This is a genomic window from Kitasatospora sp. NPDC093102, from assembly GCF_040683915.1.
Lineage (GTDB): Bacteria > Actinomycetota > Actinomycetes > Streptomycetales > Streptomycetaceae > Kitasatospora.
Genome location: NZ_JBFBFA010000027.1, coordinates 66741 through 89182 on the forward strand (window position 1 = coordinate 66741; position 22442 = coordinate 89182).

A 22442-nucleotide genomic window follows, 5' to 3' on the forward strand; every position below is an offset into this window, starting at 1 on the left:
GGCCCGTCGTCCCCCGGGAACGCCGGAGCCCCGGCCGCAGCACGTGCGGCCGGGGCTCCGGCGGAGTGGACGGGCCTACAGGCCGACCTCGCGCATCAGCTGGCCGACCTCCGGGTTGGTGAGGCGGCGCAGCCAGCCCGACTTCTGGTCGCCCAGGGCGATCGGGCCGAAGTGGGTGCGCACCAGCTTCTCGACCGGGAAGCCGACCTCGGCCAGCATCCGGCGGACGATGTGCTTGCGGCCCTCGTGCAGGGTCACCTCGACCAGGTAGTTCTTGCCGACGTTGGAGACCACCTTGAAGCTGTCGGCGCGCGCGTAGCCGTCCTCCAGCTCCACGCCCTGGGCCAGCTGCTTGCCCAGGTCGCGCGGGATCGGGCCCTGGATCGCGGCCAGGTAGGTCTTGGTCACGCCGTAGCGCGGGTGGGTGAGGCGGTGGGCCAGCTCGCCGTGGTTGGTGAGCAGGATGATGCCCTCGGTCTCGGTGTCCAGGCGGCCGACGTGGAACAGCCGGGTCTCCCGGTTGGTCACGTAGTCGCCCAGGCACTGGCGGCCGTCCGGGTCCTCCATGGTGGAGACCACGCCGGCTGGCTTGTTCAGCGCGAAGAACAGGTAGGACTGGGTGGCGACGGTCAGGCCGTCCACCTTGATCTCGTCCTTCTGCGGGTCGACCCGCTTGCCCTGCTCGGTGACGCGCTTGCCGTTGACCTCGACCCGGCCCTGCTCGATCAGCTCCTCGCAGGCGCGGCGGCTGCCGACGCCGGCCCGGGCCAGCACCTTCTGAAGGCGCTCGCCCTCGGGCTCCCCGAAGGTCTTGGGCAGCTTGGCGGCCGGCTTGTCGTGCCGGGCGAGGACGGCGTCCTCGATCTTGGCCTGGAGCTCGCGGGAGCGCTGCGGCTGGCGGCGCGGGTCGCCCGGCGCGCCCTGGCCCTCACGGCGCGGGCGCGGGGCCGGGCCGGGGCGCCGGCCGGCGTAGCCGCCACGGGCCGGGGTGGCGTTGGGGCCGCCGCCGTACTCGGGGCGGTCGTACTTGCGCTCCTCGGGCCGCAGCGGGCGGTCCGGGTAGCGGCGGTCGTCCCGGCGGTCGTCGCGCCGGTCGTCCCGGCCGTACGAGCCGCCGCGCGAGCCCGACCCCGAGCCGCCACGGCCGCTGCCGCCGCCGTACGAACCTCCACGCGCACCCGAGCCGCCGCGGCCGCTGCCGCCGCCGTAGGAGCTGCCGCCCCGGCCCCCGCCCTGTCCGCTGCGACCGCTCCCGCCGCCGCTGCTGTTCCTGCCGTTGCCACTGCTACGCATCAAAGTGTCCGTACGTCGTTCCGTCTGGGATGTGCGGTCGTTTCGGCCGACCTCACCGCCCCCTACCGATCGGGCCCGGCCCGACCGGCCTCGCCACTGCCGTCCGCGGCCTGCGCGGCAGCGGCGGCGACCGCCTCCGCGATCATCGTGCCCTCCAGGGACTCCGCTTCCACGTCGTCGACCTCGGGCAGGAAGGGAGCGAGCTCCGGCAGCTCGTCCAGGCCGCGGAGCCCCATCCGTTCCAGGAAGTAGTTCGTCGTCCGATACAGGATCGCACCTGTTTCGGGCTCGGATCCGGCCTCTTCCACCAGTCCTCGCTGTACCAGGGTACGCATCACGCCGTCACAGTTCACACCGCGGACGGCGGAAACCCGCGATCTGGACACCGGCTGCCGGTAGGCGACCACCGCCAGGGTCTCCAGCGCGGCCTGGGTGAGCCGGGCCTGCTGGCCGTCCAGGAGGAAGCGGTCGACCGCCGCGGAACAGGTGTCCCGGCTGTAGAACCGCCAGCCGCCCGCGACCAGCCGCAGGTCGAATCCGCGGCCCTGGGCCGTGTACTCGGCGGACAGCTCGCGCAGCGCGGCCGCCACCTCGGCCCGGGGCCGCTCCAGCACCCCGGCCAGCCGCTCCTCCGCCACCGGCTCGTCGACGACCATCAGGACGGCCTCCAGCTCGGCCCGCAGCCCGGCGTCGGCGGGCCCCTCGGGGCCGGAAGTCGACGGGGCCGACTTCCGGTGCACGACGCGCGCCTCCGCCGCCTCGGACCCGCCCGCCGCCTCGGCCCCGGCCGGTTCCACCGGATCCGCCGGCTCCACCGGCAGCTCCACCGGATCCACCGGGTCCGGCAGCAGCTCGAAGGCCGGCTCCAGCCACTCCCCGGCCCGTGGCTGCCCCGGCAGCCCCAGCGGACGCCGCACCGGCCGCTCGCCGTCGTTCCCGCCGCTCATCGCCGCTCGTCCTCCTCGACCTCGCCGGCCGGCCGGTCGAACTCGTCCGTCACCTCGACCGCCACCCGGCCCTCCTCGGCAACCCAGCGCACCAGCAGCTCTCCGAGCGCCTCCGGCTGTTCGAAGGCGAGCACCCGCTCCCGGTACAGCTCCAGCAGCGCCAGGAAGCGGGCGACCACCACCAGGTCGTCCGGTGCGTCCTCGACCAGCTGCTGGAACGAGGCCTCACCCAGCTCGGTGAGCAGCCCCACCACCAGCCCCGCCTGCTCGCGCACGCTCACCGGCGGGGTGTGGATGTGGTCCACGTAGACGATCGGCGTAGGTCTGGGCTCCATCGCCTTGGCCGCCAGCTCGGCGAACCGCTGCGGCCCGATGCCGATGACCACCTCCGGCAGCAGCTCCGCGAACCGGGGCTCCAGGGCGGCGGTCCGAGGCCGGCGCAGCAGCTCGGCCGCCCAGCGCTCGCCGAACAGCGCCGCCGCCCGCTTGTACGCCCGGTACTGGAGCAGCCGCGCGAACAGCAGGTCGCGGGCCTCCAGCAGGGCCAGGTCCGCCTCGTCCTCGACCTCCGCCACGGGCAGCAGCCGGGCGGCCTTGAGGTCGAGCAGGGTGGCGGCCACCACCAGGAACTCGGTCGCCGCGTCCAGGTCCCAGTCCGGACCCATCGCCCGGATGTGCGTCATGAACTCGTCCGTCACGGTGGCCAGCGCCACTTCGGTGACGTCCATCTTGTGCTTGGCGATCAGGCTGAGCAGCAGGTCGAAGGGGCCCTCGAAGTTGTCCAGCCGTACCCGGAAGCCGCCCCGCGACCGGTCCTCGGTCGCGCTCACGGCGGTGGCGGCTGGTTCGGCGGTACTGGGCATGACGGTCCATCTTCGCCCGTCCCCGCCTGCTGCCCCGCCCCGGGGTCTCCCGACACGCCGTTCCACCCGAGTCCCGGACCGACGTCCACCCGGCGCGCAGAGGCCCGTACGAGGCCCTCGGCGCCCGCCCCGGCCCGGGCTGCCGTCCGACCGACCGGACGCCCCGCCCGTGCCCCGCCCGTGCCCGCGGAATCCGGCCGGCGGCCTCCGCCCGTCCCATCGGACCGGCCGCGGTGTCCCATCAGGAGGTCGCACGGCCCCGGAGCGGCCCTCCGGCGCCCGACACGGCCCTCGGGCCGCCAGGGCCTCTCCCCGGTCCCGGCTCGCGCCCTCCGGCGTCCTACCGCCGTTCCGGCACGCCCTGCCACCCTGCCGCCCTTCCGGCGGCCGCCCCACGCCGGGCCCGCGGCCCCCTCGACGCCCGGCGGAACAGCCGGCCGTCCTCCGCGCCGCCTACCGGCCGCGCAGCCGCCGGACCAGGATCGAGGCCTCGCCGCGCTGCTCCAGGTCCGCCAGGACGACCGCGATGGCCTCCCGGACGATCCGCCCGCGGTCCACGGCCAGGCCGTGCTCACCGCGCAGCACCAGCCGGGTGTGCTCCAGGTCCATGAGCTCCTCGGCGGACACGTAGACAGTGATCTTCTCGTCGTGCCGCTCACGCCCGCTGGGCCGGCGCGGCGCGCGGCCCCGCGACCGGGCGCGGCCGGCGGCACCGGGCTGCTCCTCGGCGGCACCCTGGTGCGTCCGGGCCGCCGGGGCGGAACCGGCACCGCGGCCGCCCGAGACGGTCTTCCCGGCCGCGCCTGCGGCGGGTGCGAGCCCGGGGGCCGTGCCGGGCCGCTGCGCGGGCGGCTGAGCAGGCGCCGGCACCGTGGCGGCCGCCTGCTGCTCCGGCGTCACCTGCCGGTCGTCCTGGGCGCCCTGGGCGGACTCGGCGCCCTCGGCGCCGTCCGGTTGGCCGTTGACGGTCCGCGCGGTCTCCGGTCTGGATGCCTCGGCGGCCGGACGCGGCGCGAGGGAGGGCGACAGCGCCATCCCTCCCGTGGTCCGGAACAGCTCGTCGGCACCCGGGAGACTCACTCGGCGGGGCGGCACCGGTCGAGCACCTCCCTGGCGAGCTGGCGGTAGGCGGCGGCACCGACCGAGTTGGTCGCGTACGTCGTGATGGGCTCGCCGGCGACGGTGGTCTCCGGGAAGCGCACGGTCCGCCCGATGACGGTGTGGAAGACGTGCTCGCCGAACGCCTCGACGACGCGCGCCAGCACCTCGCGGCTGTGCACGGTGCGCGAGTCGTACATGGTGGCCAGGATGCCGTCCAGGCGCAGGTCGGGGTTGAGCCGCTCGCACACCTTCTCGATGGTCTCGGTCAGCAGCGCCACACCGCGCAGCGCGAAGAACTCGCACTCGAGCGGGACGATCACGCTGTGAGCGGCCGTCAGCGCGTTGACCGTCAGCAGGCCCAGCGAGGGCTGGCAGTCGATGATGACGTAGTCGTAGTCGGGCAGCAGCGGCTTCAGGGCGCGCGCCAGCGCGGACTCCCGGGCCACCTCGCTGACCAGCTGCACCTCGGCGGCGGAGAGGTCGATGTTGGAGGGCAGCAGGTCCATCCCCGGGACCGCGGTCTTCAGCAGCACTTCATCGGCCGTCAGGCCCCGCTCCATGAGCAGGTTGTAGACGGTGACGTCGAGCTCCATCGGGTTGACGCCGAGGCCGACCGAGAGCGCGCCCTGCGGGTCGAAGTCGACGAGCAGCACCCGGCGGCCGTACTCGGCCAGCGCCGCACCCAGGTTGATGGTCGACGTGGTCTTGCCGACGCCGCCCTTCTGGTTGCACATGGCGATGATCTGGGCGGGGCCGTGCTCGGCAACCGGCGCGGGGATCGGGAAGTACGGCAGCGGACGGCCGGTCGGGCCGACCCGCTCGCGGCGCTGACGCGCGGCGTCGGGGGCCAGCGTGGCGGCGTACTCCGGGTCCGGCTCGTACTCGGCGTCCGGGTCGTCGTAGGCGCCGTAGGCGAACTCGCCGTAGGCCAGGCCGTAGGCCGCCAAGTCGGCGTCGTGATCGGTCACCGTGGTCACCTGTGCTGTGTTCTGGCGTGCTTCGAAAGTACGGAGTGCGACCGAGCCGACCTCGGCCGAGCCCACGGAGGGCTGCCGGGCCCCGGGCTCCTCACTCGGCTGGCCGGCGGTGAGCTCCGCCAGTCCTGGCTGACCACCCCCGGGAGCAATTGTCGACTCATTCACAAGTCGTCTTACCTCCTTGGGCATCCAGGACTCTATGTCGATTCGTCAGCGTGGCAGCATGCCGACGGTTTGCGACTCTAGGCCGTTCAAGGCGTTCGCAGCAACACAATCCACGGTAGTGGGCAGGATGTGTCGACTATCGAGCGGGCTGCTGTCAAGGGATGGGAGGGTCACCGGCCCCAACGTTTCTGCGGGCGGGTGACATGACCGACAAATATTGACGACAGAGCGACCTACCCGGTCAACCCGCTGTTCACGGGCATGGCGAAGCCCCCGGCCCGAGGGGATCGGGTCGGGGGCGAACGACCGCCGGGCGGTCAGGGGGTTCAGGCGAGCACGTTCTCCAGCGAGACCGACTCCAGGCCGAAGGCCTCGGCCACGGCCGGGAAGGTGATCTGGCCCTCGTGCACGTTCAGGCCCTTGGCGAGCGCGGCGTCGCGGCGCAGCGCCTCCTTCCACCCGCGGTTGGCCAGCTCCAGCACGTACGGCAGGGTGGCGTTGGTCAGCGCGTAGGTGGAGGTGTTCGGGACGGCGCCCGGCATGTTGGCCACGCAGTAGAAGACCGAGTTGTGGACCTTGAAGGTCGGGTCGTCGTGCGTGGTGGCGTGCGAGTCCTCGAAGCAGCCGCCCTGGTCGATGGCGATGTCGACCAGCACGGAGCCCGGCTTCATGCGGGAGACCAGCTCGTTGGTGACCAGCTTCGGGGCCTTGGCGCCCGGGATCAGCACAGCACCGACGACCAGGTCGGCCTCCACGACGGCCTTCTCCAGCTCGAAGGCGTTCGACACGATGGTCTTGACCTTGGTGCCGAAGATGCGGTCGGCCTCGCGCAGCTTGTTGATGTCGCGGTCCAGCAGGGTCACCTCGTAACCCATGCCGACGGCGATGGTGGCCGCGTGCCAGCCGGAGACGCCACCGCCGATGACGACGGCCTTGGCCGGGTGGGTGCCGGGCACGCCGCCCGGCAGGGTGCCGCGGCCGCCGGCCGGGCGCATCAGGTGGTACGAGCCGACCTGCGGGGCCAGGCGGCCCGCGACCTCGGACATCGGGGCGAGCAGCGGCAGCGCGCCGTTCGACAGCTGCACGGTCTCGTACGCGATGGCGGTGGTGCCCGAGGCGATCAGCGCGTCGGTACCGGCCCGGTCGGCCGCCAGGTGCAGGTACGTGAAAAGGGTCTGGCCCTTGCGCAGCCGGTGGTACTCCGAGGCGATGGGCTCCTTGACCTTCAGCAGCAGGTCGGCGGTGGCCCACACCTCGTCGGCGGTGTCGAGGATGGTGGCGCCGGCGGCCACGTACTCCTCGTTCGGGATCGAGGAGCCGACACCGGCGTTGTCCTCGATGTAGACCTCGTGTCCGTTGCGGACCAGCTCATGCACGCCGGCGGGCGTGATGGCCACGCGGTACTCGTGGTTCTTGACCTCGCGGGGGATGCCGACCTTCACGGCTAAACACGTCCTCTTGCCATGGGGGTCCCGACCGGAGAAGACCGGTGGGCGACGCGCACGTGGGGAAGCCTCCGGGACAGCCCGGGGCGGGGATCGCTGCGCGACTGAGTTCGAGTGTAATGAAGCCCAGTCGGCGTGTCAGCCTTCCAAAGTGAATAATTTTCCCGCACGCATTGGCAGGTTCGTAGGCTTCCCCTGCGACTTACCTACCAAAGACGTCGCAACCGGACATCTTCGACAATACCTCCGAAACACCCGTCACCACCCGGCATCGACGCGTTCCCGCAGGTCCGCGAGTGCGGCCCCGACGGCCTCCCGGCCCCGTTCGTCGCCCAGTCGGCGCAGCACCGCGAGCGCGGCCCGGTACTCCCGGTCGGCCTCGTCGAAGCGGCGCTGCGCGGTGTGCGCCTCGGCCACCCGGGCGAGCAGCCGGGCCTCGGCCGCGTGGTCCCCGAGCGCCTGCCGCAGGCCGAGTGCCCGCCCGTACCAGTCGGCGGCCCGCACCGCGTCGCCGAGCGCCCGGTGACAGTTGGCGGCGCTCTCCAGGGCCCGGGCGCAGAGCGGTTCGTCGTCGGCCGTCCGGGCGTGTTCCAGGGCGGCCCGGTAGTGGGCGACGGCCGGCTCCCAGCGGCCCGCCGAGGCCTGGAGGTCGCCCAGGTTGAGCAGTGCGGCCGAGGCCCGGCGGGGCCGGCCGCTGCGCTCGGCGACGGTCAGCACCAGTTCGTGCAGCCGGTAGAGGTCGGCGGGGGCGGCGGCTCCGGTCAGCGGCAGCGCCCGCAGCAGCGCGGTGACCAGCCGCCCGGCCGAGCCGTCCAGGTCGCCCTGGCCGATCGCGTCGGCCACCGCACCGAGCAGCAGCTCCCGCTCGCCGAGCAGCCACTCCCGGGCGTGCGCGGCCGAGCGCAGCCGCAGCGGGGCGGGCAGCGGGTCCGGGCCGGGGCCGGCCGCCGGGTCGAGCAGCGCTCGGGCCGACTCGGTGAGCCGGACCAGCCGCTCCAGCAACCGGGCCCGGGCCAGCTCGGTCTCGGCGGGCCGGTCCTCCTGCTCGCGCAGCCGGACCAGCCGGGGGTAGAGGCGCCCGGGCACCCGGTAGCGCGGGGTGCCGTCGGCGGCCGGCGCCTCCTCGCCGACCAGCTCCCTCTCGGCCAGCGCGACCAGTGTCACGGCCGCGTCCGGCACCGGGCAGCCGACCAGGGCGGAGGCGGTGCGCGGGTCGGCGGTCTGCGCCGGGGCCAGGGTGAGGGCGCGCAGCATCCGCGCCTGGGCGGCCGGCAGCTCGCGGTACAACAGGGTGAACGCGCCGAGCAGCGGGTCGTTGTCGGGGACGGGCACCGGCTCGGCAGGCTCCGGGCCGGGCTTCACCCAGGCCGCCGGGTCGCCGGCCGACTCGGTCACCGGGGCAGCAGCACCGGGAGCGGGCTCACCGGCCCGGCCCTCCGCCGCCTTCCCCGGTACCGGCTTTCCCAACAGGCCCCGCGTGGCCCCGACGGACCCAACGGCCCTGGCGGCCCCAATGGCCCCGGCAGACCCAGCGGCCCCGGCAGGGCCGGCCGGAGGAGTGCCGGGAGACTTCGCCGCCCGCTCCCCTTCCTTACCCTTCCTCGGCGCCCCGCTCTGTTCCTTCTCCTTCTCCTTCTCCATCACCACAGCAGCCGCAACAGACCCCGCGGCAGCCCCCGTGACCGCCGTCTCCTCCCCCACCACCCGGTTGAGCTCTCGCGCCGCGTCCGTGACCGCGGTCTTCGGGCTGCCGCGCAGCCACCCCGCCATCAGCCGCAGCGCGGCCGGCCGGGCGGCGCAGGCCTCGGCCAGGTCGGCCCCGCCGACCGGGTCGCAGGAGATCCGGGTGCCGCCGACCAGGTCGGCCAGCAGTTCGCCGGAGGCCTGCCGGTCCAGCCCGCCGAGGATCACCGGGTCGATGTCCTCGATCCCGGTGAGCGGCCCGGCCGTGGTGGCGAGCACCAGGCAGCCGGGCTCGTCGGCCAGCAGCGGCCACACCTGCCCGGCGTCCCGGACGTCGTCCAGCACGAGCAGCACCCGCAGCCCCGCGAGCGCCTCGCGCAACGCCACGCAGCCCGGCTCGTCCCGCCCGTCCTCGCCCGCCCCGGGCAGCGGCACCGCGCTCTGCGGGTCGAGCTGCTCCAGCAGCAGCCGGGCGGCCCGGGCGGGCGGCACCCGGCCGCCGTCCGGGGCGGACAACCGTACGAACAGCACGCCGTCCGGGTAGTCGGCGGCGACGGTACGGGCGAAGCGGGCGGCCAGCGTGGTCCGTCCGGAGCCGGGACGCCCGGCCAGCACCAGCACCGGGCAACGCCCGCTCGCCGGGCGGGCGGCGGCCGCCCGCAACGCGGCCAGTTCGGCGCGCCGCCCGACGAACAGCGCGGGACCGGCCGGCAGCCGCTCCAGGCCCGGGACGGCCCCGGCGGGCGCGCCGGGGCCGGGGTCCATCGTCGCCGTCTTCCTCGCCACCCGTGCCACTCCCGACGTCATCCCGCGCTCGGCATCCGACGCTCGGCTTCCGGTACCCAGCCTCCGGAGCTCAGCGGAGGCGGTCCGGGACGGGCGCCCTGTCTGCGAAGCGTAGTTCGACCGTCCGGCTCAGCCGAGGTGACATCCGGTCGTACGAATCGGCAAATCACCCCAACGACTCAACGCACGACGGTCGCGCACGCTCCGCGGGGCTCTCCCAGGTCTCGGAGGAGGCCGGCCTCCTCACGCCCCGACAGGCCGTCTCACGCCCCGAAGGGACGGGCCGGCCAGGGCGAGTCCGCCGGGCGCAGCGCGTCCAGCCCGTCCGGACCGGTGAGTGCGGCGTGCACGGCGAGGGTGCCGGTGACCAGGGTCGGGTTGTGCAGCTTCCCGGCCTGGATCAGGCGGATCAGCTCCGGCACCGGCACCCAGGCGACCTCGATCTCCTGCTCCTCGCCCTCGGCCGCGTAGCGCTCGCCGTCGGCCGGTGCCAGGTCGGTGGCGAGGAACATCCGCAGTGCCTCGTCGGTGCCGCCCGGGGAGGTGTAGTAGTCGGCGAGGATCCGCCAGGTGCCGGCCTTGCAGTACGCCTCCTCGTACAGTTCGCGCTGCGCGGCGTGCCACGGGTTCTCGCCGGGCACGTCGAGCAGGCCGGCCGGCAGCTCCCACAGCCGCTGGCGCACCGGGTGGCGGTACTGGCGCAGCACCAGCACCCGCTGCTCGTCGTCCAGGGCGAGCACCGAGACCGAGCCGGGGTGGGTCTGGTAGTCGCGGCGGGCCCAGCTGCCGTCGGGCATCCGCACCTCCTCGCTGCGCACCCCGGTGACCTTGCCCTGGAACGGCGTCCCGCTCGCCCGGACCTCCCACTCCTCGGCCACGTCGGCGATCCCCTGGCGGCTCTGCTCGTCCATCGCTCTCCCCTTTTCGTCAGTACGACACAATCTAACGCCGAACGGCGGCCCCGCGGGAATCGCGGGGCCGCCGTCCGGTGAACGACCAAAGCCAAGGAGAAGATGACTACTCGGAGGCCGCGGTCTTGATCACGATGGCCGCCTTGACCAGGCCCGCGAACAGCGGGTGCGGGCGGGTCGGACGGGACTTCAGCTCCGGGTGGGCCTGGGTGGCCACCAGGTAGGGGTGCACCTCGCGCGGGTACTCGACGTACTCGACCAGGTCGCCCTTGGGCGAGAGGCCGGAGAACACCAGGCCGGTCTTCTCCAGGTCCGCGCGGTAGGCGTTGTTGACCTCGTAGCGGTGGCGGTGGCGCTCCTCGACGTACTGCTCGCCGCCGTAGACCTCGCGGACGATCGAGCCCTCGGCGAGCTTGGCCGGGTACAGGCCCAGGCGCATGGTGCCGCCCAGGTCGCCCTTGCCGTCGACGATGGCCAGCTGCTCGGCCATGGTGGAGATGACCGGGTGCTTGGCGGCGGCGTCGAACTCGGTGGAGTTGGCCTCCGGCAGGCCGGCCAGGTTGCGGGCCGCCTCGATGACCACGCACTGCAGGCCCAGGCACAGGCCCAGCAGCGGGATCCTGTTCTCGCGGGCGTAGGTGATGGCACCGACCTTGCCGTTGACACCGCGGTCGCCGAAGCCGCCGGGGATGCAGATCGCGTCGACGTCGCCGAGCTGCGCCTGGGCGCCCTCGGGGGTCTCGCAGTCGTCCGAGGTGACCCACTTGATCTCGACCCGGGCGTTGTTGGCGAAGCCGCCGGCGCGCAGCGCCTCGGTCACCGACAGGTAGGCGTCCGGCAGGTCGATGTACTTGCCGACCAGGGCGACCTTGACGATGTGCTGCGGCTCGTGGACGCGGCGCAGCAGGTCGTCCCAGGTGGTCCAGTCGACGTCGCGGAACGGCAGGTCCAGGCGGCGCACCACGTAGGCGTCCAGGCCCTCGCCGTGCAGCACCTTGGGGATGTCGTAGATCGACTTGGCGTCGATGGCCGCGACCACGGCCTCCTCGTCCACGTCGCACATCATCGAGATCTTGCGCTTGATCGCCTGCGGGACCTCGCGGTCGGCGCGCAGCACGATGGCGTCCGGCTGGATGCCGATGTTGCGCAGCGCGGCGACGGAGTGCTGGGTGGGCTTGGTCTTCAGCTCGCCCGAGGGGCCGATGTACGGCAGCAGGGAGACGTGCACGAAGAACACGTTGTCCCGGCCGACCTCGTGGCGGACCTGGCGGACGGCCTCCAGGAACGGCAGCGACTCGATGTCGCCGACGGTGCCGCCGACCTCGGTGATCACCACGTCGACGTCCTCGGTCGCCATCCGGCGGATCCGGGACTTGATCTCGTTGGTGATGTGCGGGATGACCTGGACGGTGTCGCCCAGGTACTCGCCGCGGCGCTCCTTGGCGATGACGGTCGAGTACACCTGGCCGGTGGTGACGTTCGCCGAGCCGTGCAGGTTGGTGTCCAGGAACCGCTCGTAGTGGCCGATGTCCAGGTCGGTCTCGGCGCCGTCGTCGGTGACGAACACCTCACCGTGCTGGAACGGGTTCATGGTGCCCGGGTCCACGTTGAGGTACGGGTCGAGCTTCTGCATCGTCACACGCAGGCCGCGGGCCTTGAGCAGCGCGCCGAGGCTGGAGGCGGTGAGCCCCTTGCCGAGCGAAGAGGCGACACCCCCGGTGACGAAGAGGTGCTTGGTCGTCACGGCGCGGCCGTTCGCTGCCTTGCCGGAATGGGGCTGTGCCAAGAGGGGGCTCCCGTGGGTCGCGTGTCGAAAGTGACGTGGGCGGGAGGCTCGGGGTTCGCCGGGCGACGGGAGGCCGGCTCGGTGCGCGGCGCTCGTAGGGTCGTCGGTTCGGCTGGTCCGGGGCGTTTGATCCCGCCGGTCCACGGGATACCAGGGTATCAGTGACCCGACCCGGACGCCGTTCGGGCCGCGCGCGCCGTGCCGGGGGCGCGCGCGGGGCGCACCACCGGCGCATCACACGCCGCACGTGTCACACCGGTCGCACCACCGGCCGGACCGGGCCAGAGCGGAGCATCCGTCCGGACCATACCGGCTCCTCCGGCCGGACCAGGCGGAGGTGATCCTTCCGGACCATCCTGCGCCGCGCCCTCGCGATGCACGGCATTTCCGCCGAATTGCGGCGCCACACCGGGCTGCGCCCGCGTGCTTCGCCCCTTTCGTCCGTCGTAAGCTGCTCGGACGCATCGCCGACAGCACGAGCACGCGGAGGGCGTGGGAGGGTCAGGACACTCCCGGTCCCCGATGCGCGACCGGACCTCCCCGTATTCCAGCTCCCCCCACCCACTCCAGGGGCTCGACCGAGCCCCGCGGACACTCCAGCAAGGCCTGCCACCACCCCCGGCAGGCCGGACGTCCCGGGGTGGACCTCCGGCCCCGCAGACCGCTCGCTCCCTCCGCTCGCCGATGCCCTGACCACATTGCGAACTGGAGATCCACGTGGCCGGCCGTATCGAGGACTACGCACTCATCGGGGACATGCAGACCGCTGCCCTGGTCAGCAGGGACGGGGCGGTGGACTGGCTCTGCCTTCCCCGCTTCGACTCGCCGGCCGTGTTCGCCGGTCTGCTCGGCACCGATGAACACGGCTTCTGGCGGATCGGCCCGGCCGAGGCCGTCCTGACCGAGGTCCCCGCACCGGCCGCCGCCACGCCCCCCACCACCGGCCGGACCCGCATCGCCACCCCCGCCGACCTGCGCGTGCCCCCGCCCACCGCCGCCGCCCCCGCCCTGCCCGCCGACCGCCGCCACTACCGGGGCGACTCGCTGATCCTGGAGCAGGAGTGGGACGCCCAGGGCGGCACCGTCCGTGTGATCGACTTCATGCCGCCGCGCCCGCTGGCCGGCAAGGACGCCGTCCCCCAGGTGATCCGGATCGTCGAGGGCGTCTCCGGCACCGTACGGATGCGCTCGGCGCTGCGGATGCGCTTCTCCTACGGCCGGGTGGTGCCCTGGGTGCACCGCGTCGAGCAGGCCGAGGGCGGCCACCGCACCGTCGCCGTCGCCGGGCCCGACTCGGTCTGGCTGGACGGCGAGGCCGAGACCTACGGCCGCGACCTCACCACCTACGCCGACTTCACCGTCGGCGCCGGCGAACGGATCGCCTTCGCCCTCACCTGGCAGGCCTCCCACCTCGACCCGCCCAGGACTCCGGACGCCGAGCAGCTGCTGGACGCCACCGCCGACTTCTGGCACGAGTGGGCCGACCAGTGCACCTACCAGGGCCCCTACCGCGAGGCCGTGATCCGCTCCCTCATCACCCTCAAGGGCCTCACCTACGCCCCCACCGGCGGCATCGTCGCCGCCCCCACCACCTCCCTGCCCGAGGACATCGGCGGCGAGCGCAACTGGGACTACCGCTACACCTGGCTGCGCGACGCCGCCATCACCCTCTCCTCGCTCCTGCGCACCGGCTACCGCGAGGAGGCGAAGGCCTGGCGCGAATGGCTGCTGCGCGCGGTGGCCGGCGACCCCGAGAACCTCCAGATCATGTACGGCATCGCCGGCGAACGCGAACTCACCGAGTCCTCACTGGACTGGCTGCCCGGCTACGAGGGCTCCCAGCCCGTCCGGGTCGGCAACGGCGCCGCCGGACAGCTCCAGCTCGACGTCTACGGCGAGGTCGTCGAAGCCCTGCACCTGGGCCACATGACCGGCCTGGTCCGCAACGACCACGCCCACCACCTCCAGCTGCGCCTGATCGAGTACCTGGAGGACCACTGGCAGGAGCCGGACGAGGGCATCTGGGAGGTCCGCGGCCCGCGCCGGCACTTCGTCCACTCCAAGGTCATGGCCTGGGTCGCCGTCGACCGGACCATCAAACTGCTGGAGCAGACCCCCGAAGACGCCCCCGGCGGCCACCTGGAGCGCTGGCGCGCGCTGCGCGCCGAGATCCACGCGGACGTCTGCGAAAAGGGCTACGACCCCGAGCGCAACACCTTCACCCAGTACTACGGCGGCAAGGAACTGGACGCCTCACTACTGCTGATCCCCCAGGTCGGCTTCCTGCCCCCGGACGACAAGCGCGTCATCGGCACCATCGAGGCGATCCAGCGCGAACTGTCCACCGAGGACGGCTTCGTGCTGCGCTACCCCACCCACGACGAGTCCGGCACCAACGTCGACGGTCTCTCCGGCCACGAGGGCGCCTTCCTGGCCTGCTCGTTCTGGCTGGCCGACGACCTCGCCATGATCGGCCGGGTGCAGGAGGCCCGCGAGCTGTTCGACCGGCTGCTGGCGCTGCGCAACGACCTGGGCCTGCTCGCCGAGGAGTGGGACCCGCGGCTCAAGCGCCAGGTCGGCAACTTCCCCCAGGCCTTCAGTCACGTCCCGCTGATCGACACCGCCCTGCGGCTGACCGCCTGCGGGGCCGCGTACCTGTCCGCCCAGCCGGACGGCCCGGCCGCCGACCGGGTCGAGCGGGCCACCGTCTAGGACCCGCGCTACCCGCGCTGCACCAGCTCGTCGTAGGTGCTGAGCACCTGGGCGACGGTGGCGGCCTCGTCCGGCCAGGTCTCGGCCTGCTGCCGGCCGGCCGCCACCAGCTGCTCGCGGCGGGCCGGGTCGGCCAGTAGGGCACGCACCGCGCGGCCGAGCGCCGCCGGGTCCCCGGAGGGCACCAGCACGGCGGCGTCGCCGACCAGTTCGGGGATGCCGCCGACAGCGGTGGCGACCACCGGCACCCCGGCCCGCATCGCCTCCTGCACCACCAGCGAGCGGGCCTCCCAGCGGCTGGGGACCACCACCACGTCGGCTGCGGCCAGCAGGTCGGGCACGTCGGTGCGGTAGCCGAGCAGCCGCACCGGCAGCTTCTCCGCGGCCGCCCGCTCGCGCAGCGCGCCCGCCTCCGGACCGTCCCCGGCGATCAGCACGAGCGGCTCCGGGTCCGGCGCGGACAGCTCCGGGGCGGCGTCCAGCAGCAGCCCGAAGGCCTTCTGCGGGACGAGCCGGCCCACCGCCAGCACCAGCGGGCGGTCCGGGCCGTCGCCGAGCAGCGCGGCACGCGCCTCGGTGCGGCCGAGTCGGCCCTCGGGCATCGGCGGGGCGGCCACCGGGCCCAGCCGGGCGTCGGTGGCACCCAGTTCACGGGCCCGGGCGACCAGGTCGGAGGAGGCACCGAGGACCAGGTCGGCGGCGCGCGCCACCCGGCGCTCCATCAGCCGCTGCAGTCGGCGCTCCAGGCCGGTGGCGAGCAGCGCGTGGTGCGAGGTGACCACCAGCGGGGTCTCCGGACGCAGTCCCGGGAAGCGGCCCGCGGTGCGCAGCGCCAGGTCGGACAGCAGCCCGGCGCGCAGACCGTGGGCGTGCACCACGTCGGCGCCGGTGAAGGCCCGGCGCAGTTCGCCGATCGCGGTGGCGTCGCTGCGGGCGCCCGCGGTGGGCGTGATGTCGACGGTGTGGAACCTGGCGCCCGTACGGGAGAAGCCGAAGAGCGCGTCCGTGCCGGCCGGCGCGCAGACCGTGACGTTCACCCCGTGCGCGACCAGGCCCTGGGCCAGGGAGCGCACGTGCGCACCGATGCCGCCGGTGCTGGCGGCCAGGACGAGTACCACGTGCAGCTGCCCCGGTTCGGGGACGGCCGCGGTGGCCCGGGCGGCGGAATGGTCCACGTCGTCTCGCATCCGACTCGATCAGGTTCGCGCGCCGCTTCGCGAGGATTGCCCGCCGGGCGGCGCTCGGGGCTGGGAAGCCAGTGTCCAGCCGCCACCTTGCCAGGTCGGCGGCCCTCTTGGACAGTCGGCGCCACCGGGGCGCGTCGCCGACGTCCGAGGGGCCGCCGACGCCGGCTACCGGTGGCGCGGGGCCCGGGCGGCGGCCAGCAGCTCCTCGGCGTGGGCGCGGCCCAGCTCCGAGTCCTCCAGGCCGGCCAGCATCCGGGAGAGTTCGCGCACCCGCTCCTCGTCGTTCAGCACCTTGACACCACTGCGGGTCACGGTGCCGTCGTTGGTCTTCTCCACCACCAGGTGACGGTCGGCGAACGCGGCGACCTGCGGGAGGTGGGTGACCACCACGACCTGGGCGGACTCGGCGAGCTTGGCCAGTCGGCGGCCGATCTCGACCGCGGCCTTGCCGCCGACGCCCGCGTCCACCTCGTCGAACAGGTAGGTGGGGACGGGGTCGGCCCCCGCGAAGACCACCTCGACGGCGAGCATCACGCGCGACAGCTCACCGCCGGAGGCGCCCTTGGCGATCGGGCGCGGCTGGGCGCCCGGGTGCGGGGCGAGCAGCACCTCGACCTCGTCCACGCCGTGCGGACCGTACGCGACGGTGCGCCCGCCGACCTCGATCCCGGCCAGGTCGTCCACCTGACTGATCGAGAAGGTCACCCGGGCGTGCGGCATGGCCAGTTCGGCGAGTTCGGAGGAGACCGCCTCGGCGAACCGCCCGGCCGCGGCGTGCCGGGCCTGCGACACCTCGGCGGCCAGCTCGGCCAGCTCGGCCCGCAGCTCGGTCTCCCGGGCGCCGAGCTCGTCGATCCGGTCGTCGTCGCCGTCGAGCTCGGCGAGCCGCACCGACCCGGCCTCGGCCCAGGCGATCACCTCGGCGAGCGAGTTCTCCTCGCCGCCGTACTTGCGCAGCAGCTGGGCCAGCACGGCCCGGCGGTCCTCGACGGCGGACAGCCGCACCGGGTCGGCGTCCAGATCGTCCGCGTAGCCGGCCAGGTCGCCGGCCACGTCGGCGAGCAGGTAGCCGACCTCGTTGAGGCGGTCGGCCAGGGCGGCCAGCCGCTCGTCGTGGTGGCGCACCGCGTCCAGGGCCCGGCGGGACTGGGCGAGCAGGGTGCCCGCGTCCAGCGCCTCCGGGTCGACCGGATCGCCGGCCAGGGTGGCGTGGGCGAGGGTCGCGGCGGAGGACAGCGCATCGGCGTGGCCGAGCCGCTCGGCCTCGGCGGCCAGCTCCACGTCCTCGTCGGCCACCGGCTCGGCGGCGGCGATCTCGTCCAGGCCGAAGCGCAGCAGGTCGGCCTCCTGGGCGCGCTCGCGGGCCCGGGTGGTCAGCTCCTCCAGGCTCGCCGAGACCTCGCGCAGGGCGCGGTAGGTCTCCCGGTAGCGGGCCAGCGGCTCGGCCACCGAGGCACCCGCGTACCGGTCCAGCGCGCCGCGCTGGCGGGCCGGGCGCAGCAGGCGCTGCTGGTCGGTCTGGCCGTGCACGGCGATCAGGTCCTCGCCGAGTTCGGCGAGCAGCCCGACCGGGACGGACCGGCCGCCGACGTGCGCCCGGGAGCGGCCCTCCGCGGAGACCGTCCGGCTGAGCAGCAGCGCGCCGTCGTCGTCCAGTTCGGCCCCGGCCTCGACCGCGCGGGCCGCCACCGGGGAGTCGGCGGGCAGTTCCAGCCGGCCCTCCACCACCGCGCGTCCGGTGCCGTTGCGCACCAGGCCCGGGTCGGCGCGTCCGCCGAGCAGCAGGCCGAGGCTGGTCACGACCATGGTCTTGCCGGCGCCGGTCTCACCGGTCACGGCGGTGAAGCCGGGGGCGAGTTCGACCACCGCGTCGTCGATGACCCCAAGATCCCGTATCCGCATCTCGTCCAACACGGAGACGACCTTACGAGGTTCCGCCCCCGGCGCGCGACGAGCGACAACGGCGCGCGGCAACTCCGCACCCGGAAGTTCATCCCTTCCGGGAGTCCTCCGCGGGCGCCGGCACGGTGCACCAGGGCAGGAGGAACTGCACCAGCGGGCCGATGGCGAGCGCGTACGCGACGGTGCCGACCCCGGCGGTACCGCCGAGCAGCAGACCGCCCGTGAGCACCGTCACCTCGATGCCGGTGCGGATCAGCCGCAGCGACCGGCCGGTGCGCCGGTGCAGGCCGGTCATCAGGCCGTCGCGCGGGCCGGGGCCGAGCCGGGCACCGATGTAGAGGCCGCTGGCCAGGCCGTTGAGGGCGATCGCTGCGGCCGTCAGCGCGATCCGGGCGGGCAGGGCGCCGGGGCCGTCGACGACCCGCAGGGTGAGGTCCATGGACGCGCCGATCACCAGCACGTTGGCGACGGTGCCCAGGCCCGGGCGCTGGCGCATCGGGATCCACAGCAGCAGGACGAGCGCACCGCAGATGGTCACCCAGGCCCCGACCGAGAGGCCGACGGTGCGCTGGAGGCCCTGGTGCAGGACGTCCCAGGGGTCGAGGCCGAGGCCGGCGCGGAGCATCAGCGCCATGCTCACCCCGTACAGGGCGAGGCCGACGAACAGTTGCGGGATCCGGCGGCCCAGGGCGCGGGTGTCACCGAACACCCGGACGGCGAGGCCGGCTCCCCGGGCGGCGGGTACGGAGGTCGCGGTCGGGGTGGCCGTGGACGTGGACGTGGGCGGGGTGGCGGTGGACGGGTCGGCCGGCGCCGGCGTGGTCGTGGTGGCCAATGCTGCTCCTGCGGTGGTGCTGCACCACCGGGAACGGACCGGCAGTGGCGGACGGTGTGGCCGCCCTGCCATGATGGCCAGGCCAAAACGGCCCGCTCCAGGGCCAATTCTGATCGAGTGGACTGATTGCCGTGGCCGACTGGCACACCACCGTCACCCCGCCCGCCCTGGCCCGGCTGCTCGCCGGCGCCCGGCTCCCCGAGCCGTCCGCCGCCCGCCGCCCCGCCTACCGCACCCTGGCCGGGCAGATCCGGCTGCTGGTCACCGAGGGCCGGCTGCCGGTCGGCGCCCGGCTGCCCGCCGAACGCGAGCTGGCCACCGCCCTGTCGATGAGCCGCACCACCGTCGCCACCGCGTACGAGACCCTGCGCGGCGACGGCTACCTGCACAGCCGGCGCGGCGCGGGCAGCTGGACCGCCCTGCCCGAGGGCGCCCCGCCGCCCGGCGAGGCCCTGCACCCCGTCCCGCCGGACGAACAGGGCCGCATCCTGGACCTCGGCGTCGCCGCCCCGCCCGCCCCGCAGCCCTGGGTCGGCCGGGCCGCCGCCCGGGCCGTCGAACAGCTGCCGTACTACGCCGCCGGACACGGCCACTACCCCACCGGCGTCCCGGTGCTGCGCGAGGCCGTCGCCCGCCGCTTCACCGAGCGCGGGCTGCCCACCACCCCCGACCAGATCCTGATCACCACCGGCGCGATGGGCGGCCTGCACCTGGTCCAGCGGGCGCTGATCGGCCGCGGCGACCGGGTCGCCGTCGAGGCGCCCAGCTACGCGCACACCCTGCAGGCGCTGCGGCTGACCGGCGCACGCCTGGTGCCGGTGCCGTACGCCTGGACGCCGCAGCCCGCCTGGGACCTCGACGAGTGGCGGCGGGTGCTGCGCGGCGCCGGTCCCAGGGTCGCCTACGTGATCCCGGACTTCCACAACCCGACCGGCGTGCTGATCGACGAGGAGCAGCGCCGCGAACTGCTCGCCGCCGCCCGGGCCGCCGGGAGCATCGTGCTGGCCGACGAGACCACCGCCGAACTCGGCTGGGGCGTCCCGCCGTCCACACCGCTGCCGCGCCCGACGGCTGCGCTGGACCGCTCCGCCCAGGTGGTCACCGTCGGCTCGGCGGGCAAGCTGCTCTGGGGCGGCCTGCGGATCGGCTGGGTCCGGGCCGCGCCCGCGCTGGTGCGCCGACTGGCCACCGAGCGGGTCTACAGCGACGTCGGCACCCCGGTGCTGGACCAGCTGATCGCCGCCGAGCTGCTGGGCGAACCGCTGCCCGAGGTCCGGGAACACCAGCTGACCCGGCTGCGGGCCACCGCGCGGGCCTTCGCCGCCGCCCTGCCCGAACGACTGCCCGGATGGAGCTTCGCCATGCCGCCCGGCGGGCTCTCGCTGTGGGTCTCCACCGGCGGCCTGTCCGGCGCGGCACTGGCCCGGGCCGGGGAGCTCGGCGGGGTCCGGATCGCCTCGGGCAACCGCTTCGGTTCGGACGGTGCCTTCGAGCACCACATCCGTCTCCCGCTCACCGTGCCCGCCGCGACCGTCCCCGCCGCCGTCGAACGCCTCGCCGCCCTGGCCGCCCACGCGGCGGCCGGCGGCCGGCTCGAACCGGCCGACGAGGCCCAGCCGCTGGCGGTCTGACGGACCGCCAGCGGCTGGGCCACGGCCTCACGACAGATGAAATACCCTGGCCTGCACGGACGTTGGTGCGCGCGGACGCGCAGCGGTCGGCTGCCCCGGCACCGGCCGGCGCCAGGACGCCCTAGTGGTGGTCGGCCCGGCCGCGCCAACCCGTCACCGGCAGCGCGAACTTGGCCACCAGCCGGTCGGTGAACGGCGCCCGGTGCAGTCTGGCCAGCCGCACCGGGGTCCGGCCCCGGCGGACCTCCACCCGCGCCCCGGCGGGCAGTTCGACCGAACGCCGTCCGTCGCACCAGAGCATGCCGTGCGGGGTCTTGGGCTGCACCTCGACCGCCAGCACCGACTTCGGCGAGGTCACCAGCGGGCGGGCGAACAGCGCGTGCGCGGAGATCGGCACCATCAGCAGCGCCTCCACCTCCGGCCACACCACCGGCCCGCCGCCGGAGAACGCGTACGCGGTGGAACCGGTCGGCGTCGCGCACACCACGCCGTCACAGCCGAAGTTGGAGACCGGGCGGCCGTCCACCTCGGTCACCACCTCCAGCATCCGCTCCCGCGACGCCTTCTCGATCGAGGCCTCGTTCAACGCCCAGTCCTCGTGCACCACATCGCCGTTGGTGCGGACGATGACATCGATCGTCATCCGCTCCTCGACCTCGTAGTCGGCGTCCACCACCCGCTCGACCACCACCGCCAGGTCGTCCCGCTCGGCCTCGGCGAGGAAGCCCACCCGGCCCAGGTTGATCCCGAGCATCGGCAGCCCGTGCGAGCGTGCCAGCTCCGCCCCGCGCAGCAGCGTCCCGTCCCCGCCGGCCACCAGGATCAGCTCGCAGCCGTCCGCCGCCCCGGGGCCCTCGGCCACCTTCTCGACGCCTTCCGGCAGATCCAGGTCCACCGCCTCGGCCTCCAGCAGTCTGATCCGGAGCCCCGCCTTCAGCAGCCCGTGCACCAGAGCCTCGACGCTGCGCAGCGCCGCCTCCCGGCCGGTGTGCGCGATCAGGAAGACCGTACGTTCTTCATCGCTCATGCCGCTGCCCTCTCCCTAACGCCTGCCGGGTCGCCCTTGGCCCCGGTGCGGCCGCGCCATACGACATGACGGGCCGGACGCTCGCAAGGCACCCTACCGGGGCCCCTCCGCCACGGCCCGGTCCGCCGCCTCGGGGTCCAGCTGCGGAGCGTCCCGGCGCAGCCAGAGGAAGTACTCGACGTTGCCGGACGGCCCCGGCAGGGGGCTCGCGGTGACCGCGCGCACGCCCAGCCCGAGCTCCCACGCCTGCCCGGCGACCTGGCGCACCATCTCGGCGCGCAGCTGCGGGCTGCGCACCACCCCGCCGCTGCCCAGACGCTCCTTGCCGATCTCGAACTGCGGCTTGACCATCAGGACCAGGTCCGCATCCTCGGCCGCACAGGAGGCGAGGGCCGGGAGCACCAGGCCCAGCGAGATGAACGACAGGTCGCCCACCACCAGGTCCACGGGGGTGCCGCCGATCAGGTCCAGGGTCAGCTCGCGCACATTGGTGCGGTCCATCACGGTGACCCGCTCGTCGCTCTGCAGCGACCAGGCGAGCTGCCCGTAGCCGACGTCCACCGCCAGCACGTGCACGGCCCCGGCGCGCAGCAGCACGTCGGTGAACCCGCCGGTGGAGGCGCCCGCGTCCAGCGCCCGGCGGCCCTCCACCACCAGGCCCTGCGGCACGAAGGCCGCGAACGCGCCGGCGAGCTTGTGGCCGCCGCGCGAGACGTAGTCGGGGTCGTTCTCGTCCTTGGCCACCACGACCGCCGCCGAGGTCTCCACCTGGGTGGCCGGCTTGGTCGCGGTGGTGCCGCCGACGGTCACCCGGCCGGCCGCGATCAGTTCGGACGCGTGTTCACGCGATCGGGCCAGCTTGCGGCGGACCAGTTCCGCGTCGAGTCGGCGTCGTGCCACTGCCACTGGTGTTTCAGCTCCTACGGATCCTGCGGGTCATTCCTGGTCGAGCGCGGCCAGTGTGTCGACGAGCCGCTGGTGAACATCTTCGTACACCGCGACGTGTGCCTCCGCCGGGACCCCGTCCAAGGTCTCCAGCAGGGCAAGCCCGGCGTCGATCCCGGGGTCGCCGGTGAGAGCCAGTTCGACGCCGAGCGGCTCGGCGGGGACGACCGCGTCGAGCGGTGCCGGCGGCACGGCGTGCCGGGCGGACACGGGTGGGCGAACGGTCTCGGGTGGGTGGGCGGTCCC

Annotated in this window: 17 protein-coding genes; 2 read left to right on the plus strand and 15 right to left on the minus strand. The window is 74.2% G+C overall.

Annotated elements, in window-relative coordinates; all coding sequences use genetic code 11:
* Nucleotides 1-75 precede the first annotated feature (75 nt).
* The 9 genes from AB0O11_RS27150 to AB0O11_RS27190 form a co-directional block, all read right to left on the minus strand.
* Nucleotides 76-1293, minus strand: coding sequence for a pseudouridine synthase (locus tag AB0O11_RS27150; protein ID WP_363392018.1), 1218 nt, complete (start codon nucleotides 1291-1293; stop codon nucleotides 76-78).
* A gap of 62 nt (nucleotides 1294-1355) precedes the next feature.
* Nucleotides 1356-1949, minus strand: a complete 594-nt coding sequence (locus AB0O11_RS27155; protein WP_363392050.1) for an SMC-Scp complex subunit ScpB — start codon at nucleotides 1947-1949, stop codon at nucleotides 1356-1358.
* A gap of 287 nt (nucleotides 1950-2236) precedes the next feature.
* Nucleotides 2237-3499, minus strand: a complete 1263-nt coding sequence (locus tag AB0O11_RS27160; RefSeq protein WP_363392020.1) for a segregation/condensation protein A — start codon at nucleotides 3497-3499, stop codon at nucleotides 2237-2239.
* A 57-nt stretch (nucleotides 3500-3556) separates the two neighbouring features.
* The gene (locus AB0O11_RS27165; RefSeq protein ID WP_363392022.1) at nucleotides 3557-4138 is read right to left on the minus strand and encodes a hypothetical protein; all 582 of its coding nucleotides are present in this window, start codon (nucleotides 4136-4138) and stop codon (nucleotides 3557-3559) included.
* Between the two features lie 41 nt (nucleotides 4139-4179).
* Nucleotides 4180-5346, minus strand: a complete 1167-nt coding sequence (locus AB0O11_RS27170; protein ID WP_224284825.1) for a ParA family protein — start codon at nucleotides 5344-5346, stop codon at nucleotides 4180-4182.
* A gap of 326 nt (nucleotides 5347-5672) precedes the next feature.
* Nucleotides 5673-6788 (minus strand): alanine dehydrogenase, encoded by a 1116-nt coding sequence (gene ald, locus AB0O11_RS27175; RefSeq protein ID WP_224284826.1) that lies wholly within the window; start codon nucleotides 6786-6788, stop codon nucleotides 5673-5675.
* A 261-nt stretch (nucleotides 6789-7049) separates the two neighbouring features.
* Nucleotides 7050-9260: an AAA family ATPase gene (locus AB0O11_RS27180; RefSeq protein ID WP_363392024.1), complete on the minus strand. Its 2211-nt coding sequence runs from the start codon at nucleotides 9258-9260 to the stop codon at nucleotides 7050-7052.
* Between the two features lie 263 nt (nucleotides 9261-9523).
* Nucleotides 9524-10171, minus strand: a complete 648-nt coding sequence (locus AB0O11_RS27185; RefSeq protein ID WP_363392026.1) for an NUDIX hydrolase — start codon at nucleotides 10169-10171, stop codon at nucleotides 9524-9526.
* A 106-nt stretch (nucleotides 10172-10277) separates the two neighbouring features.
* Entirely contained in the window at nucleotides 10278-11915 is a 1638-nt protein-coding gene (locus AB0O11_RS27190) for a CTP synthase (protein WP_363392027.1), read from the minus strand.
* A gap of 759 nt (nucleotides 11916-12674) precedes the next feature.
* Between AB0O11_RS27190 and AB0O11_RS27195 the strand changes: the two genes are divergently transcribed.
* A complete protein-coding gene (locus AB0O11_RS27195; protein WP_363392029.1) occupies nucleotides 12675-14669 on the plus strand; it encodes a glycoside hydrolase family 15 protein in 1995 nt (664 codons plus the stop codon).
* Nucleotides 14670-14677: 8 nt separating this feature from the next.
* On the opposite strand, the gene AB0O11_RS27200 is transcribed toward AB0O11_RS27195, so the two are convergent.
* From AB0O11_RS27200 to AB0O11_RS27210, 3 genes are all read right to left on the minus strand, one after another.
* On the minus strand, nucleotides 14678-15856 hold the full coding sequence (locus tag AB0O11_RS27200) for a glycosyltransferase family 4 protein (RefSeq protein ID WP_363392031.1): 1179 nt from the start codon (nucleotides 15854-15856) through the stop codon (nucleotides 14678-14680).
* 165 nt (nucleotides 15857-16021) lie between these two features.
* The gene (gene recN / locus AB0O11_RS27205; RefSeq protein WP_363392052.1) at nucleotides 16022-17758 is read right to left on the minus strand and encodes a DNA repair protein RecN; all 1737 of its coding nucleotides are present in this window, start codon (nucleotides 17756-17758) and stop codon (nucleotides 16022-16024) included.
* A gap of 88 nt (nucleotides 17759-17846) precedes the next feature.
* Entirely contained in the window at nucleotides 17847-18467 is a 621-nt protein-coding gene (locus AB0O11_RS27210) for a hypothetical protein (protein ID WP_363392054.1), read from the minus strand.
* A 257-nt stretch (nucleotides 18468-18724) separates the two neighbouring features.
* Between AB0O11_RS27210 and AB0O11_RS27215 the strand changes: the two genes are divergently transcribed.
* Entirely contained in the window at nucleotides 18725-20224 is a 1500-nt protein-coding gene (locus AB0O11_RS27215) for a PLP-dependent aminotransferase family protein (RefSeq protein WP_363392033.1), read from the plus strand.
* A gap of 121 nt (nucleotides 20225-20345) precedes the next feature.
* Here AB0O11_RS27215 and AB0O11_RS27220 read toward each other — a convergent pair whose 3' ends face one another.
* The 3 genes from AB0O11_RS27220 to AB0O11_RS27230 form a co-directional block, all read right to left on the minus strand.
* Nucleotides 20346-21251 (minus strand): NAD kinase, encoded by a 906-nt coding sequence (locus AB0O11_RS27220; RefSeq protein ID WP_363392035.1) that lies wholly within the window; start codon nucleotides 21249-21251, stop codon nucleotides 20346-20348.
* Nucleotides 21252-21344: 93 nt separating this feature from the next.
* A complete protein-coding gene (locus AB0O11_RS27225; RefSeq protein ID WP_363392056.1) occupies nucleotides 21345-22151 on the minus strand; it encodes a TlyA family RNA methyltransferase in 807 nt (268 codons plus the stop codon).
* Nucleotides 22152-22187: 36 nt separating this feature from the next.
* The gene (locus tag AB0O11_RS27230; protein ID WP_363392037.1) at nucleotides 22188-22406 is read right to left on the minus strand and encodes a hypothetical protein; all 219 of its coding nucleotides are present in this window, start codon (nucleotides 22404-22406) and stop codon (nucleotides 22188-22190) included.
* Nucleotides 22407-22442 lie beyond the last annotated feature (36 nt).